General features: G+C 72.0%; 14 protein-coding genes. 8 read left to right on the top strand and 6 right to left on the bottom strand.

Annotated elements, in window-relative coordinates; all coding sequences use genetic code 11:
* Positions 1–72: 72 nt before the first annotated feature.
* Genes ABD091_RS11205 through ABD091_RS11195 form a run of 3 tightly spaced genes read left to right on the top strand, consistent with a single transcriptional unit; the run spans position 73 to position 3,826 of the window.
* Complete coding sequence (locus ABD091_RS11205; RefSeq protein ID WP_343918387.1) at positions 73–1,725, top strand: alkaline phosphatase family protein; 1,653 nt, start codon at positions 73–75, stop codon at positions 1,723–1,725.
* A gap of 18 nt (positions 1,726–1,743) precedes the next feature.
* Positions 1,744–3,075, top strand: coding sequence for an amino acid permease (locus tag ABD091_RS11200; RefSeq protein ID WP_343918385.1), 1,332 nt, complete (start codon positions 1,744–1,746; stop codon positions 3,073–3,075).
* 25 nt (positions 3,076–3,100) lie between these two features.
* Positions 3,101–3,826, top strand: coding sequence for a Pr6Pr family membrane protein (locus ABD091_RS11195; RefSeq protein ID WP_343918383.1), 726 nt, complete (start codon positions 3,101–3,103; stop codon positions 3,824–3,826).
* Here ABD091_RS11195 and ABD091_RS11190 read toward each other — a convergent pair.
* Together ABD091_RS11190 and ABD091_RS11185 are read right to left on the bottom strand one after the other, a co-directional pair.
* Positions 3,802–5,058 (bottom strand): MFS transporter, encoded by a 1,257-nt coding sequence (locus tag ABD091_RS11190; protein WP_343918381.1) that lies wholly within the window; start codon positions 5,056–5,058, stop codon positions 3,802–3,804. The two genes, ABD091_RS11195 and ABD091_RS11190, sit on opposite strands and share 25 nt — an antisense overlap.
* Complete coding sequence (locus tag ABD091_RS11185) at positions 5,055–6,218, bottom strand: type III PLP-dependent enzyme (RefSeq protein ID WP_343918379.1); 1,164 nt, start codon at positions 6,216–6,218, stop codon at positions 5,055–5,057. The genes ABD091_RS11190 and ABD091_RS11185 overlap by 4 nt, the downstream gene beginning before the upstream one ends.
* Before the next feature lie 110 nt (positions 6,219–6,328).
* On the opposite strand from ABD091_RS11185, the gene ABD091_RS11180 reads away from it, so the two are divergent.
* The 3 genes from ABD091_RS11180 to ABD091_RS11170 all read left to right on the top strand — a co-directional run bounded on the left by ABD091_RS11180 (position 6,329) and on the right by ABD091_RS11170 (position 8,109).
* Positions 6,329–6,559, top strand: a complete 231-nt coding sequence (locus ABD091_RS11180) for a superinfection immunity protein (protein WP_343918377.1) — start codon at positions 6,329–6,331, stop codon at positions 6,557–6,559.
* Positions 6,560–6,567: 8 nt separating this feature from the next.
* Positions 6,568–6,786 (top strand): PLDc N-terminal domain-containing protein, encoded by a 219-nt coding sequence (locus ABD091_RS11175; RefSeq protein WP_343918375.1) that lies wholly within the window; start codon positions 6,568–6,570, stop codon positions 6,784–6,786.
* 1,053 nt (positions 6,787–7,839) lie between these two features.
* Positions 7,840–8,109, top strand: coding sequence for a DUF4242 domain-containing protein (locus ABD091_RS11170; RefSeq protein WP_343918373.1), 270 nt, complete (start codon positions 7,840–7,842; stop codon positions 8,107–8,109).
* A 12-nt stretch (positions 8,110–8,121) separates the two neighbouring features.
* Here ABD091_RS11170 and ABD091_RS11165 read toward each other — a convergent pair whose 3' ends face one another.
* Positions 8,122–11,007 carry a helix-turn-helix transcriptional regulator gene (locus tag ABD091_RS11165; protein WP_343918371.1) on the bottom strand — a complete coding sequence of 962 codons (2,886 nt, stop codon included), beginning with the start codon at positions 11,005–11,007 and terminating at the stop codon, positions 8,122–8,124.
* 216 nt (positions 11,008–11,223) lie between these two features.
* Here ABD091_RS11165 and ABD091_RS11160 point away from each other — a divergent pair, with 216 nt between their 5' ends.
* Both ABD091_RS11160 and ABD091_RS11155 read left to right on the top strand, forming a co-directional pair.
* Positions 11,224–11,586 carry a cupin domain-containing protein gene (locus ABD091_RS11160; protein WP_343918369.1) on the top strand — a complete coding sequence of 121 codons (363 nt, stop codon included), beginning with the start codon at positions 11,224–11,226 and terminating at the stop codon, positions 11,584–11,586.
* A gap of 60 nt (positions 11,587–11,646) precedes the next feature.
* Positions 11,647–13,023: an FAD-binding oxidoreductase gene (locus tag ABD091_RS11155; RefSeq protein ID WP_343918367.1), complete on the top strand. Its 1,377-nt coding sequence runs from the start codon at positions 11,647–11,649 to the stop codon at positions 13,021–13,023.
* Positions 13,024–13,127: 104 nt separating this feature from the next.
* Here the strand turns inward: ABD091_RS11155 and ABD091_RS11150 are convergent, their stop codons facing one another.
* Genes ABD091_RS11150 through ABD091_RS11140 form a run of 3 tightly spaced genes read right to left on the bottom strand, consistent with a single transcriptional unit; the run spans position 13,128 to position 16,038 of the window.
* Positions 13,128–13,706: a hypothetical protein gene (locus ABD091_RS11150; protein ID WP_343918365.1), complete on the bottom strand. Its 579-nt coding sequence runs from the start codon at positions 13,704–13,706 to the stop codon at positions 13,128–13,130.
* Positions 13,703–14,572, bottom strand: coding sequence for a hypothetical protein (locus ABD091_RS11145; RefSeq protein WP_343918363.1), 870 nt, complete (start codon positions 14,570–14,572; stop codon positions 13,703–13,705). Before ABD091_RS11145 ends, ABD091_RS11150 begins: the two co-directional genes overlap by 4 nt.
* Positions 14,569–16,038: a DUF4389 domain-containing protein gene (locus tag ABD091_RS11140; protein WP_343918361.1), complete on the bottom strand. Its 1,470-nt coding sequence runs from the start codon at positions 16,036–16,038 to the stop codon at positions 14,569–14,571. The genes ABD091_RS11145 and ABD091_RS11140 overlap by 4 nt, the downstream gene beginning before the upstream one ends.
* Between the last annotated feature and the right edge of the window lie 113 nt (positions 16,039–16,151).

Here is a 16,151-nt window from a genome sequence, read left to right as displayed (position 1 = left end):
GTCCCTCGCCGTTACCGAACGGTGGAGCGTGAGGGTGTGGCGCAGGTCACATCCGGCCGCTACCTTCCGAAGATGGATCGTCGCCGTGTGCTCGTCCCGCTGACCACCGCGCTGCTGGCGTTCGCCGCGGCCGCGACCGGAGCCCAGAGCGAGGCCACGGCCGGCCCCCCGCCGCCGTCGCGGCCGGACAAGGTCGTGATCATCGTCGTCGACGCCCTGAGCAAGGAGATCGTCGACAAGTACGACATGCAGAACGTCCAGGCCCTCATGGCCGACGGCGTCGACACCCCGCGCAGCTATCTGGGCCACACGGGCTCGGTCACGGTCGTGACCCACAACGTCATCACCTCCGGCATGCTCCCGAAGCACATGGGCTGGACCAACGAGGGCTACCGCGACGTCGACGGGGTCCTCGGCGCACCGGGCGGCCTCTACCTGACCAGCAACTTCGGCTACGACCAGATGGCTCCGCTCCAGGAGCACGCCGGCTATCCCCACCTGTCGGACTACCTCGACGACACGGGGAAGGTCTTCACGGTCAGCCCCAAGGGGTACGCCGCCTACGGGCTCGCGGGACCGGGCTCGGAGAACACCTCGGTCACGACGTTCACCAGCGGCCCGACCTGCGACGGGATCCGCTACCGGATGCCGACCGGCGTGCCCGCCCCGCCGGCGTACATCTCGAGCGCCTGCGGCTCGCGCTACCTCGTCGAGCGCGACAAGGGCTACGACACCCTGCAGTTCCCGGCGCAGCTCTATCCCGCGACCGACGACCGCTACGTCGTCGGCGACGAGCCCGCCCACCAGGGCGGCGACGTCTGGGCGACCGACGCGGTGCTCGACATCATGGACCACGAGGGCGACGGGTGGAGCGGCATCTTCGTGAGCCTGCCGGGCGTCGACAAGGCGGCCCACATGTGGGGCGGCGTCAACGACCCCGAGGGTGCGACGCCGAACTACGACCCGATGACCCACATGGAGTTCGCCACGGCGACCGCCGACGCGCAGGTCGGCCGGATCATGGACGCGCTGGAGGAGAGCGGCCAGCTCGACAGCACGCTCGTCGTCCTCACCGCCGACCACGGGTCGGTCGCGGCCGACGAGGGCCACTGGCACGGTGACTTCGAGCCGGAGAACGACTACGGCTTCTTCAACTGGTACTACGGCGACCCGGAGAACGACATCTTCTACAACCGGCCGCAGGAGGCGCTCCAGCCGCTCGTCGACACCGGCAACGTCGGCTTCTCCTACAGCGACTCCTCGCTCAACGTCTGGCTCACCGACCAGTCCCCTGCCGCCACTCGGGAGGCCGCGGCCGTGATGAGGACGCTGCCCGACGTGACCGCGGTGTGGCACCGCAACGGCGACCACTTCGACCGGGTCACGCCGGTCCGATGGAAGCTGATGCGCTCACCCGGCGAGAAGGCGTGGTTCTCGCGCAAGGCCCAGGAGCTCGTCGACACCCAGGCCGCCGACTACGGTCCCGACCTGGTCGCGACGCTGCGCGACGACACGACCTACTCGGTCCTCGGTGACCACGGCGGCATCCAGCGGAGCACCCAGCAGATCCCGATCGTCTTCGCCGGCGGCGGCCTGTCGTCGAAGGACCTGCGGGCCGAGGTCCGGTCGATCGACATCATGCCGACCGTCCTGAGGACCCTGGGGATCGAGCCGACCTACGACATGGACGGGAAGGCCTACTGGCTGCCGCGCGCCAAGCGGTGACGCCCGACCGGTCGGGCCATGCGTCGGCTCGTCGTCTTCCTCGCCTTCGCCTTCACGGTGATGGCGGACCCCGTCTCGTCGGTGGCCTACGCGATCGAGGCGGCGCTGCGCGGACTCGAGGGCGACCTGTCCACCCTCGTGCCCACGATGGCCGTCATCGTCGCGGTCATCGCGGTGATCGCGACGACCTACGGCGAGCTGATCCGACGGTTCCCGAGCGGTGGCGGCGGCCCGGAGGGTGTGGCCGCCGCCTTCAGTGAGGGGTGGGCCTTCATCCCGCTGGGTGCGCTGCTCGTCGACTTCACCCTCACGGTCGCGGTCAGCTGCGCGGCCGGGGCCTCGGCGTTGATCGCCTACTTCCCCGGCCTCGCCGGGGTGCGTACGCCGCTCGGGCTCGCACTCGTCGCGCTCGTCGCCGGGGTCGTCCTGCTGGGACAGACGGGACGGGTCGCGTTCGCGGTCGCGACCGTGCTGTTCATCGTGCTCGGCGGCTCGGTGATCGCCCTGGCGCTGCTCGGCGACCCCGCCGGCGCGACCGCCAGCGGATCGGCCCCGCCACCGTTTCTCTCCGACGCCGCCCTCGGCCCGCTGCTGCTCGCCGTACCCCTCGGAATGGCGCTCGCCACCGGCGTCGAGGCTCCCTCCAACGCGATCGCCCAGCTCTCCGACCTCGACGATCGCGCCCGGCGTCGCTACGGGCTCTGGACGCTGTGGCTGATGATCGGGATCGTCGGCGGGCTGACGATCGGGTTCACGGTCGCCGCGATCCGGATGGGCGTGGGTACGCCGCCGGAGAACTCGACCCTCCTCGCCGAGCTCGCCCGCCATGCGGTGGGTGACGGTGTCGCCTTCGCCGGCTTCCAGGGCGTGAGCGCACTGCTCCTGCTGTCGGCGGCGGCCTCCTCCTACCTCGCCGGCTCCGGGGTGCTGAAGGCGCTGGCAACCCTGGGTCGCGAGGGGGAAGGCCTCGTCCCACGCGCCTTCGGCCGGGTCAACCGCTTCCTCGTCCCGGAGTGGGGCGTGGCGCTGGTCCTGCTGGCGGCGGCCAGCCTGGTCGCCGCCGGCGGGCGCGAGCAGCGACTGGTCCCCTACTACGCCGTCGCGGTGTTCGCGAGCTTCCTGGCGGCGACGCTGGCCTGCGCGCGGCTGTCCCACCGGGACCGGCGGCGGGGGCTGCTGGCCCTCAACCTCCTCGGTTCGCTGCTCGTCGGCCTCGTGCTCGCCGTCAACGCGACCCGGGTCGACGGCCTGGTCGCCCTGCTCGCCTCGGTCGTCGTCGCCGGCGTCCTCTGGCGGGTGTGGGTCTCACGCGGACGGCCGAGCGGGGTGGCCGGCGCGGGCGTCGCCTGAAGCCGACGGGCGGGATACTCGTCGGGTGACCCACCCCTTGAGCTCGCGTGCCCGTGCGGCCCTGCTCCTCAACGCGGTCGTGGCCTGGGCCGGCGTCGTCCTCACGGTGCTGCTCTCCACGCTCGGCTGGTATCAGCAGCTGCCGGTGGAGCCCGGCCTGTACGGCGACACCCCGCCCGGCGCGGCCGGCGCGCTGCCGCGGCTGCTCGACACCCTGAGCTATTTCACGATCTGGTCGAACATCGCCGTCGCCGTCGGCGTGACCCTGCTCCTCGCGCGGCCCCTGCGCGACGGCGTGGCCGTCCGGGTGCTGCGTCTCAGTGGGCTGCTGATGATCACGGTCACCGCGATCGTCTACCAGGTGCTGCTGGCGCCGACCGCCGAGGTCGTGGGCTGGTCGTTGCTCACCGACCCGATCCTGCACGTCGTCACCCCGGTGCTCACCGTGCTGGTCTGGGCGATCTGGGGGCCACGCGGCTGGATCGACGCCCGGCTGGTCCCGGCGGCGCTGACGGTGCCGCTGCTGTGGATCGTCTGGATGCTGGCTCGGGGGGCCGTGATCGATGCCTACCCCTACGGCTTCGTCAACGTCGCCGAGGTCGGCTACGCCTCGGTCGCCCGGACGCTGGCGCTGATCCTCGTCTTCGGTGTCGTGGTGGCGGCTGCCTTCTGGGGACTCGACGTGCTGCTCCGGCGGCGGTCACGCGGCAGCGGCGCACCCGGCCATCACGCCGGTCGCGCCGCCGGCTGACGTCGGTCAACGGTCTGCGACTCCACGTCGCCAGGGTCGTGGCGGTGCCGCGCGAGCAGCGCCGGCGCCGTGAGCGCCGCTCCGACGCACGCGACGACGACCAGCCCGCCGCCAGGACCGGCGACCGCCGAGAGCGGACCGGCGATCAGCGAGCCGAGCGCGATGGCGCCGACGTTGAGCTGGTCGTAGATCCCGAAGACCCGGGCCAGCGTGCCCTGGTCGGTGGCGCGCTGCAGGAGGGTCACGGCGGCGACCTCGGCGACCAGGGTCGTGCCACCGGCGAGCCCGACGAGCAGCACGCCGAGCGCGGTGGCGCCGACCGCTCCGAGGAGGACGAGAGCGGCGCAGAAGGCGAGGAGCGTCCAGAGCAGGACCAGGGCCGTCCGTTCGCCGCGGGTCCACCGGTTGACGACGACCATCGACGCCAGAGCACCCGCCGTCAGGCTGGCGTTGAGCAGGCCGAGCCGGCCCTCGGCGTCGGGCGCGGCCGCGGCAAGCAGGACGAGCGCGACGACGAGGTAGCCGTAGAGGAAGTTGTCGAGGACGGCGAGACCCATGGGTCGACGGATCCCGGGCTGACGGGCCGTCGTGGTCACGCCGACGACGAGGTCGCGCAGCCAGCCAGTCTGCTGGACCCGCGCAGGTCGGTGGAGCCCGACAGGTCCGGCCAGCGCACCGGCGACGGCGAACAGGCCGGCAGCGACGAGCACGGTCTTCGTCGTACCGACCCCGGCGAGGACGAGCAACCCGAAGACACCGGGGCCGGCGACCCAGGTGACGTTCTCGACGCAGGTCACGAGCGCGTTCGCGGGCGGCAGGTCGCGGTCGGGGACGCACTCCGGCGTGGCCGCGGCGAGCGCGGGGTAGGACGGCGTCGCGGCGACCGCGAGCAGGGCGGTCACCCCGACGACCACGCCCACCGGCCAGCCGGTCGCCAGACCGACCACGAGCACGACCGCGAGGGCCGCCCGGACCCACGCGGCGCTGGCGAGGACGGCGCTGCGCGACCGGCGGTCAGCGAGGACGCCGGCGAGCGCCGAGCAGGCGGCGTACGGTGCGAACGCGAGCGCGACCGTGACGGAGACCCAGATGCCTGACCGGGTCTCCGCCAGGACGTGGACCCCCACCGCGAAGGTGAGGACGAGCTGTCCGACCGTCGCCAGGCCGTGGGCGAGGCAGAGCCGGCGGAACGCGCCGCTCGCCAGCGCCGACCGGAAGCCCGGGGCGCTCACCGATGGACCTCGCGGAGCGGGTCGAAGCCGTTGAAGCCCACGGAGGAGTAGGTCGTCGTGTAGGCGCCCGCGGCGTGGATGCGCAGCCGGTCGCCGATCCGCAGGTCGAGCGGGAGCCGGGGCCGGTGCTGCTGGTAGAGGATGTCGGCGCTGTCGCAGGTCGGTCCGGCGAGGACGACGTCCCCGGCCGGTTCCAGGAGCGGGCGGCCATCGCGGTGGGCCGTGATCCGGTAGCGGATGGCCTCGTCCAGCGTCTCGGCCAGCCCGGAGAAGAGCCCGACGTCGACGTAGACCCACCGGCGACCGGCGCGCTCGCTGACGAGGACGACCTCGGTCTCGAGGGTGCCGGCGTCGGCGACGAGCCCGCGGCCCGGCTCCGCCATGAGCGGGGGGACGTCCGGGCCGAGGTGCTTACGGACCGCCGCGGTGATGGCGCGACCGAAGGACGGCACCTCCGGCGTCGGCTCGGCGGCGTGCGCCGGGAAGCCGCCGCCGAGGTCGACGACGGCGAGGTCGGACCCGCACGCGCGGACGACCTCGCGGAGCCGGGCGGTCGTGGCGAGCGGCTCGTCCCACGCGTCCACGTCGTGCTGCTGGCTCCCGACGTGGAAGCAGACCCCGACCGGGTGGCCGTGGCTGACCGCCCGGGCGAGCAACCGCCCGGCGGTGCTCTCGTCGCACCCGAACTTCTGGCCGAGCGCCCAGTCCGCGCCGGCGCCGCTCGTGGTGATGCGGACCAGGAGCGTGGCGCCGGGTGCGTGCTCGATGAGCTTGTCGAGCTCGGCGTCGCAGTCGACGGAGAAGCGGCGTACGCCGCGAGCGTGGGCGTAGGCGATGTCGGCGGGCTTCTTCACAGTGTTGCCGTAGGAGATCCGCGCCGGGTCCGGGTCGACGGCGAGGACGGCGTCGATCTCGCCGGGGCTGGCGACGTCCCACGAGGCCCCCTCGTCCAGGAGCGCGTCGAGGACCGGCCGCGACGGGTTCGCCTTGACCGCGTAGTGGAGGTCGACGCCCGGGAGCGCCGCGTGCAGCTGGCGGTAGCAGCGACGAACGGTCGACAGGTCGACGGTCAGCACCGGCGTCGCCGGTACGCCCAGTCGGTCGACGCGGACGTCGACCACGCGCGGCTCCGGCAGGATCGGCGGGGCGAGGCTCGTCATCGCTGGCTCCTCTGGTCCATGGGCAGGAGGAGCCGGCGCGGATGTGCGCTGATACCGGTCTGGACGGCGACGGCCGTGCGCCGCATCGGCCCGCCTCGTACGCTCGGGGGATGAGCAACTATCTGACCGATCAGCGCGATCGTCCGGTCAGCGCTTTCGTCGCCGTCGTCGTGGCCCTGCTGACCGGTGGCTACATGCTGCCGTGGGCCGTCGCGGCCCTGCGCGGCAAGTCGAACCACTGGACGATCTTCTGGATCAACCTGCTGGGCGGCTGGACGGTGATCCTCTGGATCGTCGCCCTCATCATGTCGTTCAGCTCGCACAAGTCCCTCGGGCGCTAGGCACCGTCATGGCGAAGACGTGGCAGGACATGTCCGACCGTGAGCGGACCGCCGTGCTGACGATCGGGTGCGTGCAGCTCTCGCTCGCCGCGACGGCGTGGGCGGACCTGGCGAGGCGTCCCGCGGACCAGGTCAACGGCCCGAAGTCGAGGTGGGCCGCGATCATCGCGATCAACGTCGTGGGCCCGATCCTCTACTTCACGAAGGGCCGCCGGAAGACCACGTGAAGGCCGTCCCCGGGAGGCTCCGGCTGAGAACCAGCCGGGGTGGACGCCGCGCCTGAGCGGAACTGTCTGCGCGCACGCCTACTGTTCGTCTTGTGGATGCGCGATGAGCAAGGAAGCCGCGATGCGGGCGATGCGGGAGGCGCGTTATCGCGAGAGGACGGCGACGCCGACTCCAGCCTCCAGACCGGCCCGCCCCGTGAGGACGCCGACGGTCGCTGCCGCCGTTGAGACCCCACCCACCGATGAGCTGTGCGGGCACCGCTCGATGAACGGGCGCACCTGCACGCGCGAACAGGGCCACACGGCGAAGAGCCACCGCTACTCCTAGTCCCCCTGCCGGACGTGGCAGAGAAATCCACGCGGACCGCGACACTGCGGTCGTCCCTCATCCTTCGGAGCGTGGGCCCGGCTCTGCCGCTGGGAGCACGCGGCCGTCGCTGGCACGTGCGGCTGCCGACGAGGGTTCCGCCTCGGCGCAGGTGACGCCTTCGGCGGGCATCACGAACCAGTGGCGTTGCACACAGCGGACGTGGACGTGCTCGACGGGGCCGGCCGTGGAGGCGAGCCAGTCGCGACGGGTCACCTCGGCCACCAGTCCGCACTCCGGGCAGCTGACGATGTCTAGCGACATGGATGCGTCACCCACGTCCGCAGAGCGATGCTCTGGTCCACGCGGGGCGCCTGCTCGGCCGGACTGGTCATGGTCACTCCTCGGGATGCCCTGTGGGGTCCACCCACCGTAGGAGCGGCGCGGGGCTCGGCGCATGACCGGATCTGACGTTGTCGTGACGTTGTCGTGACGTTGACGTGCTAGTCAGATCTGGCCAGTCACCGCCCGTTGAGTGGTCAGGTCGGACTCATCACTCCATCGCGAGGAGATCCCGAGGAGGCCGGCCGTACGCGCCACCAGAACGGACGCAGGACTCGGCGGCGGTCGAGAGTTCCCGCGCTGCCCTGTGCCTCACGGCTCCGGCCGTCTAGGTTGGACGTGTCGACGGTGCCGAGTGGGGACCTCCCAAGCAGGAGCTGTCGGCACCTATCGAGAGGCTTCAGATGCCTGTATTCATGGTGGAGCGACGGTTCGCCGATCAGCTGGAGGTCGCCCCGGAGACGGCTGCATCGATCAACCGGATCAACGACGAGGCTGGGGTGCGCTGGCTGCAGTCCTTCCTCTCCTCCGACAAGCGGAAGACGTTCTGCCTCTACGAGGCCGACGACGTCGACGCGATCCGCACGGCGGCGATCCGCGCCGGCATCCCCGCCGACGCGATCATGGAGCTCTCGGGCACGCTGGCTCCCGACGGCTCGTTCGCACCGATGTAGTCGGTTGCGTGGCTAGAGGAGACCGTGCTCGGTGGCGAAGACGGCGGCCTTGGTCCGATTCGGTGCGCCGGTCTTGAGGAGGATGCTCCGGACGTGATTGGCGGAGGTGTTGGTGCTGATGAAGAGCCGCTCGCCGATCTCTCTGTTGGAGAGGCCGTCGGCGACCAGGCGGAGCACGTCGACCTCCCGCTCGGTCAGGCCGTTGGGCAGGGGACTGAGCTCGGGAGGGACCGCCTGGCCGGCATCGAGAGCCGGGGGTTCTCGGCGGTGACCGATCTGTCGGGCCAGCGCACGCGCCTCCTCACCGAGGCTCGAGGCGGAGGGTGACGACCGTCCGTCCGCGGGTCCGCCGAGCCGGGCTCGGTGCCAGCTCCACGCGGCGAGCGTCTCCACCTGGTGGGTGACCGCGCCCATCTGCCGGTCCATCGCGAGGGCACGCTCGAAGTGCTCGTCGGCACCGGGCGCGCCGAGCACGGAGTCGAGCTGACCCAGGTAGCGGTCGGCAGAGCCGAACACGGCAGCGTTCGCGCCGGCCATGAGGTTGCTGCCGGCGTGAGCGGCGAGGAGCGGCCGGACCGTCGCGGCAGCCGCGGCGTCGTCCAGCTTCGCAGCCGCCTCGGTGATGAACGCCAGCACCCCGGCCCACTGGGCACCGGCTCGGTAGTCGTCGAGTCGTCGGCAGAGGTGCGCCAGGAGGCGTGCGGCCGGATCGACCAGGTCCAGGTCTGTGTAGAGGGCGAGGAGGCCGGGCAACCAGTGGTCGTCGAAGCTCTCGTCGCCGGAGATCAGGGGGCGGACGTCCTCGAGGCCGCCGGTGACCCGTTGCAGCATGAACTGCTGAAAACCCCACGACCCTTCGGTGGCGCCGTCGAACTCCTGGCTGAACTGGTCGTCGAGCCACGCCACGATGTGCTGGGCTCCGACGTAGTCACCGACCGCGAATCGATGGGTGTATCGCGAGCATCCGGCGACGTATCGGAAGAAGGGCTGGCCGCGAGACAGAGCGATCTCGGTCAGGTCCCGTTGCGCGTTGCTCCACGCGGGCTGGTCACCCACGATGTAGGCGAAGGCTCCCCGGTGGAAGGCTGCCTGCCCGAGGTGGTCGTCGTCGCCGAGACGTGACCCGATCTCGTTCATCTCGAGTGCGCGAGCCAGCAGCGTGGGAGCCAGGTCGGGGGTGAGCCCCTGCCACAGGGTCGCGCCGAGGGCGTGGGCGGTGAGCTCATCGTCACCGCTGGCGCGGGCCAGGTGAAGGGCCTTGTCCCCGAGTCGGCGAGCCTGGGCTCGGTCGCCGGTGAACGACGCCGCGCGGCCCATGCTGGCGAGGGCCCGGATGCTCAGCGGATCGCCCTCGTCGAGCGCGGCGGCGCGGCGGGCCTCGCTGAGCATCGCCATCGACCGCTGACCGTTGTGCGAGGGGCGCCACGACGCGTCCTCGTGCCCGATGGCGGCCAGCAGCCGGACCCTGGGGTTCTTGTCCGTGCCCAGGTCCTCGTAGATGTGTCGGGCGGTGGGGAAGTGGCCGGCCTGCAGGTGGCATCTCGCCGCGGCGGAGAGCAGCTCCACGCGCGGCGGCGCCTCGTCGGCGTGCAGCCGGGCGACCTGCTCGTACAGCATGGCCGCCTCGCCGTGGGCAATGCTGCGCACGGCCTGCTCGGCCGCCAGCACCAGGTAGTGGGCGGCCTTGCCTCCGTGTCCGAGGGTGCGGGCCTCGAAGAAGTGGTGGGCCAGCTGGGCCATGAGCCCGGGGTCGTCCTCGCCCACGCGAGCCTCGAGCACACGAGCGACCCGCGCGTGCGTCGCTGCGAGATCGGCGGCCGTCATACGGTCGAGCACCGCCCCACGCGCCAGTGCGTGGACGAACCGGTATCCGCCGGCACCGGCGTCGAAGGTGAGGTCCGCGGTGAGGAGTCCGGCGCGGACCGCCAGGTCGATCCCCTCCAGGACTGCGTCCGCGCCGAGCTCGCTGGCCTGGACCAGGAGGGCGGGATCGACGATGTCGCCGCTGACCGCGGCGAGCTCCAGGACATCCGTGTGGGCGGCATCGAAGGCGGCCAGTCGGCGGGCCAGAGCGTCCTGGACCGAACCAGGCGCCTTGGCGTTGCCGGAGCGGACGGCGGCGAGGCCACCTCGGGACGCGAGATCGTGCCAGTACTCCTGGAGGAAGAAGGGGTTGCCGCCGGTGTGGTCGCGCAGCACCGGTGCGGCTGCGAGCGCCACGTCGGGAGGGACCTCCGCCTCTCCGACCAGGTACTGGGCGACGTCCTCGGTGGTCAGCCCGCCGAGGTCGATCCGGGCAACGCCATCGAGCCGGTGCAGGTCGGCGAGGGCGAAGCTGAGCGTGTCCGTACGCTCCGGGGCGGTCGTGCGGCGGGTGGCGAGAACGAGCAGCTGCTCTCCCGCGGTGGACTCGACGAGGTGGGACAGCATCGCCAGGGTGGGTTCCGGGGCCCAGTGCAGGTCCTCCAGGACCAGCACGGTCGGTCCCTGCTCCGCCACCGCCAGCAGCACGCGCAGGACGGCGTCGAAGAGAAGCGGCCGGGAGTCCCCGTCCCCGGGTGCGACGGTGGCGGTCGGCCAGGGGCCGAGGGCGGCTGCGGTCAGGCGTAGGAGCGGGGCCGCCGCGTGGGGACTGATGTCGCGCAGGGTCTCCGGACGGGCCTGCACCAGCGCCTGTTCGAGGACGGCGACGAACGGCCGGTAGGGGGTGTTGAACTCCTCCCGGCACGCACCACTCAGCACGGCGGCGCCGTGCTCGCTCAGGGCGGCCACCACCTCGGCCACCAGCCGGGTCTTGCCGACACCTGGCTCGCCGCCGACGAAGACGACTTGTCGCCGGTCGTCCTCGACGGCCGCCCAGACCGTCTCCAGACGCTGGATCTCCGCGTGACGCCCCACGAAGGTGGTCCGACTCTTCGCAGGTCCACCGCTGGGGCTCACCGGAGCAGGTTGCATCGTCCCTCGACTCTAGCCCGGTTCCGCGGCCGCCGAGATAGTCAGATCGGACCCCCGGACGGTTCGCGCCGAGGAGGTCCGATCAGGTCAGGCGAGCCGCTCGCGACGTCCCTAACGTCATTGGTCTACCGACACCACCCATCGAAACGGAGCGCCGCCATGGCCATCGCGATCAAGGACCTTCCCGTCGAGGTCGCCCAGGGCGACCTCGAGACCAGGTACGTCGAGTCAGGCGACATGGCCATCCGGCACGTACGGGTCCCCGCCGGGACCGACTTCGGCCCCGTCCTGATGGGCCTGCCGGACGATCGTTGCCCCAGCCCTCACTGGGGGATCGTGCTGGAGGGGTCGGTCCGGCTCGAGCACGCCGACGGAACCGTGGAGACCGCGAGTGCGGGCGAGGTCTACCACTGGCCCGCCGGCCACACCGCTACCTCCTCCGACGGTGCCGTCTTCATCGAGATCGGTCCGCTCGCCCCCATGCGTCAGTTCCACCACCATGCCCAGGCGCTCTTTGCCTGAGAGCCAGGGCCACGCCCCCCCGGACACATCCACGGCAGCATCGACACCACAGGAGCACCCATGAGCGGCACCCCGGCACTGACCACCCTCGACGCCGTCCGCGGCGACGTCATCACCTCCCAGTCGCCTGCGTACGACGGGGCGCGATCGGTCTACAACGCCATGATCGACCGGCGGCCGCTCGCGATCGTCCGCGCGACGGACGTCGCCGACGTGCGCATCGCCGTCAACGCTGCCCGCGAGGGTGGGCTGCCGCTGGCCATCCGGGACGGCGCGCACAGTGTGCCCGGCTTCGGGACGGTCGATGACGGGATCGTCCTCGACCTCAGCGGGATGAAGGGGATCCGCATCGACCCGGTGAACCGGATCGCCCGGGTACAAGGCGGCTGCGACTGGGGCGACTTCGACCATGCCGCACACGGCTTCGGCCTGGCGACCACGGGGGGGATCATCTCGACCACCGGGGTCGCGGGCCTCACTCTCGGTGGCGGCATCGGCTACCTGGCTCGGGCGCACGGGCTGTCCATCGACAACCTGCGGTCCGCGGACGTCGTCCTGGCCGACGGCAGCTTCGTGACCACCAACGCGACCGAGCACCCCGACCTCTTCTGGGCGCTGCGAGGTGGCGGAGGGAACTTCGGTGTGGTCACCGAGCTCGAGTTCGACCTGCACCCCGTCGACACGATCTACGGCGGGCCGATGTTCTTCGAGCTCGACGCCGCCGAGGAGCTGTTCAGGACCTTCGGGGAATGGATCGCTGCCGCACCACGCGCGATGGGCGCCTTCCCGGCCTTCCAGATCGCCCCGCCGCTGCCCTTCATCCCCGAGGACCGCGTCGGGGACCCGCTGGTGCTCCTGGTCTCGTGCTTCAACGGCAGCGACGAGGACGCCGAGTCGATGCTCAAGGACCTGCGCACCGTCGCGACGCCGGTCGCCGAGCACGTCGGGCGGATGCCCTACCCCGCACTCAACAGCGCCTTCGACGGTCTGCTCCCCAAGGGTCTCCAGCACTACTGGAAGGCCGCGTTCCTCCCCGAGCTCACTGCCGGGGTCATCGCCGCCCACGTCGAGCACGGACCCCGGGTGCCGGCCATGCAGTCCACCATGCACCTCTACCCGATCGACGGCGCCGTGCACGACGTCGCGGCGGACGCAACGGCCTTCGCCTACCGGGACGCGAACTTCGCCCCGGTGATCGCCGGGATGTGGCCCGACCCGGCCGACAACGAGGCCAACATCAGGTGGGTGCGTGACTACCACGCGGCGCTCGAACCACACACGAGCGAGGGCGGCTACATCAACTTCATGGCCGGAGACGACCAGGGCCGCATCCGTGCCAACTACGGCTCCAACTACGACCGCCTCGCCTCGGTCAAGAAGACCTACGATCCGGGCAACCTCTTCCGGATCAACCAGAACATCGTTCCTGCCCAGTAGCCCCGCACCTCCGTGTCCGGGGAGGGCCGCCATCGAGGCCGACCTGACGAACGCAGCGCAGGTCATCTAGGGGCCCGACACCTGGGCATCCTGGTGCCGGCGCTTCACCGGCTCGTCGGGTTCAACGCCGCGATCCCGGCATCCCAACCGGGGGCGCGGCCGTCGCCAGGCGGGCGCAGCTCGGCGGGGTCGACCCCGGCCCGCGCGAGGATCCAGGCGATGACCGAGTTGGAGTTCCACATCTCGCCGATGCGGAGCTCGTCGCGGCCCCACGTCAGGATCGGGACCTCGCACGCGGCGCCCAGCGCACGGCGCACGACGGACTCGTCGTCGGTCAGCCGCTGCGGACCGCCGACGGCGTACGCGAGGTCGGGGATCACGCCGTCGGGCCAGCAGCGGATCTCGTAGCGGAACCACCGCCAGCGGCCGAGGGGCTGGAGGCCGACCGGGCCGGTGACGACCGCGCCATGGTCGAGGGAGCCGTCGATCCGGTTCCACGCCGGGCCGACCTCGATGGTCGTACGACCCTCCGGGAGCTCGGCGACGAGGGCTGCGTGGAACAGCGCTCGACGGGCGCGGTGCTGACGACGGGCGACGATCGCCTCGTAGACCAGGCCGTTGAAGTGGACGACGTGGCCGCCCGCGCCGAGCGGGATCCAAAAGAGGTCGAGCGACGCGGTCATGGGCTCAACAGGGGTCGGTAGGTCACGACCGTGAGGACGAGGGCGCCGGACGCGGCCAGGCCGAAGCCGTTCGCGAGGCCGACGCTCGCGCCCGCCCCCTCGTTCGCCAGCATCGTGAAGGCCATGCCCGCCACCGCGGTCGCGAGGAGGGCACACCAGCCGACGACGGGCGCGAGGGCGCGGCGCGCCCACGACCGTCCACGGAGCAGGCCGACGCCGACGGCCCCGAGCAGCGGCGCGACGTACGCCAGGTCCATCAGCTTCACCACCCAGAAGGCGACGGGGTCGGCGAGATACTCGGTGCTCGCCGGCTGGTCGCGCCAGGCGTCGAGCAGGCTCGGGACGTGGAGGCCGAGGACGAGGAAGGCGGTCACGGCAAGGAGATACCACCCCACCCCGCGCTCCAGCCGCGGACGGGGCGCAGGCGCGGGGAGAGCAGCCAGCCGAGCACCGGCGAGCGCCAGCACGGCACCGCAGGCGACGACGAGCAGCCAGAGGAGTGGATACCAGCGTTCCGCGTTGCCGTCGTAGCGCGCGAGGTCGCCGGTGATCGAGAGCTGCGTATAGGTGTAGATCCCGTACGCCGCCGGCGCGATCGCCAGCGCCTCCGCACCAGGCCGGCCGCGATGAAGGAGCCAGGCCGCGACCAGGCTCACCGGCCCCACGAGCAGCAGGCCGGCGACGTCGCCGCCGCAGATCTGGTCGGCCGCCCCACCCGACACGTGGTAGTCGATGACGCCGAGGACCAGCGGCCCCAGCAGCGCCACCACGACCGCCCCCACCCCGACGACCAGGAGCACGACGGTGAGGCCGCCGGTGTGGGAGCGGACGTGGGTCCGCGCTGCTGGAGGCGCGGTCGCGGTCACGGCTGGTGCGCCTCCTGGGCGTGGGGTTCAGCGGCGGAACCAGCGGGCCAGCCGGTCCCGGACGGCGCGGGAGCCGGGGCGGGTTCGGCCGGGCCCTGGTCGAGCCGGAAGGGCGGGTAGTCGTCGGTCATCAGCGCGACGTAGGCGATCACGCGGTAGACCCACCGGTTGAGCCCGACGAGGAGGTCGAACAGCGGCGTCGGGTAGCGGCCGGTGACGAGGAGCACCAGCCCGGCCGCCAGCGTCAAGGCGCCGATGAGGCCGCCGACCGTGACCTGCGCACCCTCGTCGCTGCCGAGCTGCCAGGCGCCGGCGAGGACCGAGACCACGATCAGGTGCGGGATGGCCAGCAGCCACGACTTCACCAGCACCAGCCCGCGCGAGAGCTGCTCGGGATACGCGATGTCGAGGTCGGCCGGGTAGGCCGGCGACGGCGCGAGCGAGAAGGGCGGGTAGCGGTCGGTGCCGATCGCGTTGGTCGCGTAGAACTGCACGCGCCACGACCAGCGCAGGATCCCGACGTTGAGGTCGAAGAGCGACCGCGGGTAGCGGCCGGTGACGAGGATCGCGACGAAGGCGACGAACGTCAGGACGACGAACGCCGTCCACAGGACGGCGAGCACGATGAAGTGGGGGATCGCCAGGAACCACTTCACCAGCCACAGCCAGCGGCTCAGCGATGCGTCCTGCATCCCGGTCACAGTGACGGGCGAGGCGCGGCCGTCGTCGACGGTCGTGACCTTGCGACGCCCGGGCGCTGCGGGGTCCGGGGGCGAGGCGCCCCAGACGATGAGCACCGCACCCGCCGCGGCCAGGGCCACCCCGAGGAGGCCGAGCGTCCACGCGAGCGGCACGAGCATCCCGAGCCGACCACCTGCGCTGACGTCGGCGGTGACGCCCGGTGACCCGTCGGTGTTCATGATCACGACCGTCCAGCTCCCCCCCGTGACGTCCCACTCGAGCGTCTGCTCCCCCGGGCCGCTCACCTGCGCGATCCAGATCTCCTGGTCCCCCGGCGCGCCGGTGAGCGACCCTCCCTCCCCTCGTCGGGTCAGCGTGTAGTCGAAGGGGTCGGCCGTGACGTCCGTGAGCTCGTCGTACGCCGCGGCGTCGAGCCAGGCCCGGACGTCGTCGCTCGGGCCGATGCCGAGGAAGACCGGCGACTCCGACGACGCGCGGACCCGCACCGTCGCGACGTCGTTGTCGGCCCACCAGTCGTCCTCGCCGGCGCGGCCGAGCTCGAGGACGGTGCTGCTCAGCGCGACGGTCTCGGTGGTCAGCTCGCGAGCCGGCGTCGTGAAGAAGCCGTCGGCGTCCCGCTGGGTCCCCAACGCCCAGCCGAGGCCGAGCCCGGCGACCAGGAGCGGCACGCCCATGAGCGCGAGGACGATACCGAGGACCAGCGGCACCGGTCTGGCCTGCGGCCGGGCGCTCGGGCGGATCTCGACCGGTTCGACGTCGTTCATGGCGGTCACTCCTCCGTGGCTCCACGCTCACCCTCCCGCCGGCCCCGGCCGGGCGCAGCGGGCGGAGGTCGGCGACCGACGGGACCTTGGTCCCGGCGGACGGTAGACCGCCG

The sequence above is a fragment of the Nocardioides aestuarii genome, assembly GCF_039527245.1.
GTDB lineage: Bacteria > Actinomycetota > Actinomycetes > Propionibacteriales > Nocardioidaceae > Nocardioides > Nocardioides aestuarii.
The sequence above is the reverse complement of the archived record's forward strand: the minus strand, read 5'-3'. Positions and strand labels throughout refer to the sequence as shown.

Coding starts and splice junctions, on each gene's coding strand:
- ABD091_RS11170 (WP_343918373.1), top strand. CDS start 7,840: ATGCCTGTATTCATGGTGGAGCGACGGTTCGCCGATCAGCTGGAGGTC.
- ABD091_RS11180 (WP_343918377.1), top strand. CDS start 6,329: ATGAGCAACTATCTGACCGATCAGCGCGATCGTCCGGTCAGCGCTTTC.
- ABD091_RS11140 (WP_343918361.1), bottom strand. CDS start 16,038: ATGAACGACGTCGAACCGGTCGAGATCCGCCCGAGCGCCCGGCCGCAG.
- ABD091_RS11160 (WP_343918369.1), top strand. CDS start 11,224: ATGGCCATCGCGATCAAGGACCTTCCCGTCGAGGTCGCCCAGGGCGAC.
- ABD091_RS11200 (WP_343918385.1), top strand. CDS start 1,744: ATGCGTCGGCTCGTCGTCTTCCTCGCCTTCGCCTTCACGGTGATGGCG.
- ABD091_RS11150 (WP_343918365.1), bottom strand. CDS start 13,706: ATGACCGCGTCGCTCGACCTCTTTTGGATCCCGCTCGGCGCGGGCGGC.
- ABD091_RS11155 (WP_343918367.1), top strand. CDS start 11,647: ATGAGCGGCACCCCGGCACTGACCACCCTCGACGCCGTCCGCGGCGAC.
- ABD091_RS11175 (WP_343918375.1), top strand. CDS start 6,568: ATGGCGAAGACGTGGCAGGACATGTCCGACCGTGAGCGGACCGCCGTG.
- ABD091_RS11185 (WP_343918379.1), bottom strand. CDS start 6,218: ATGACGAGCCTCGCCCCGCCGATCCTGCCGGAGCCGCGCGTGGTCGAC.
- ABD091_RS11205 (WP_343918387.1), top strand. CDS start 73: ATGGATCGTCGCCGTGTGCTCGTCCCGCTGACCACCGCGCTGCTGGCG.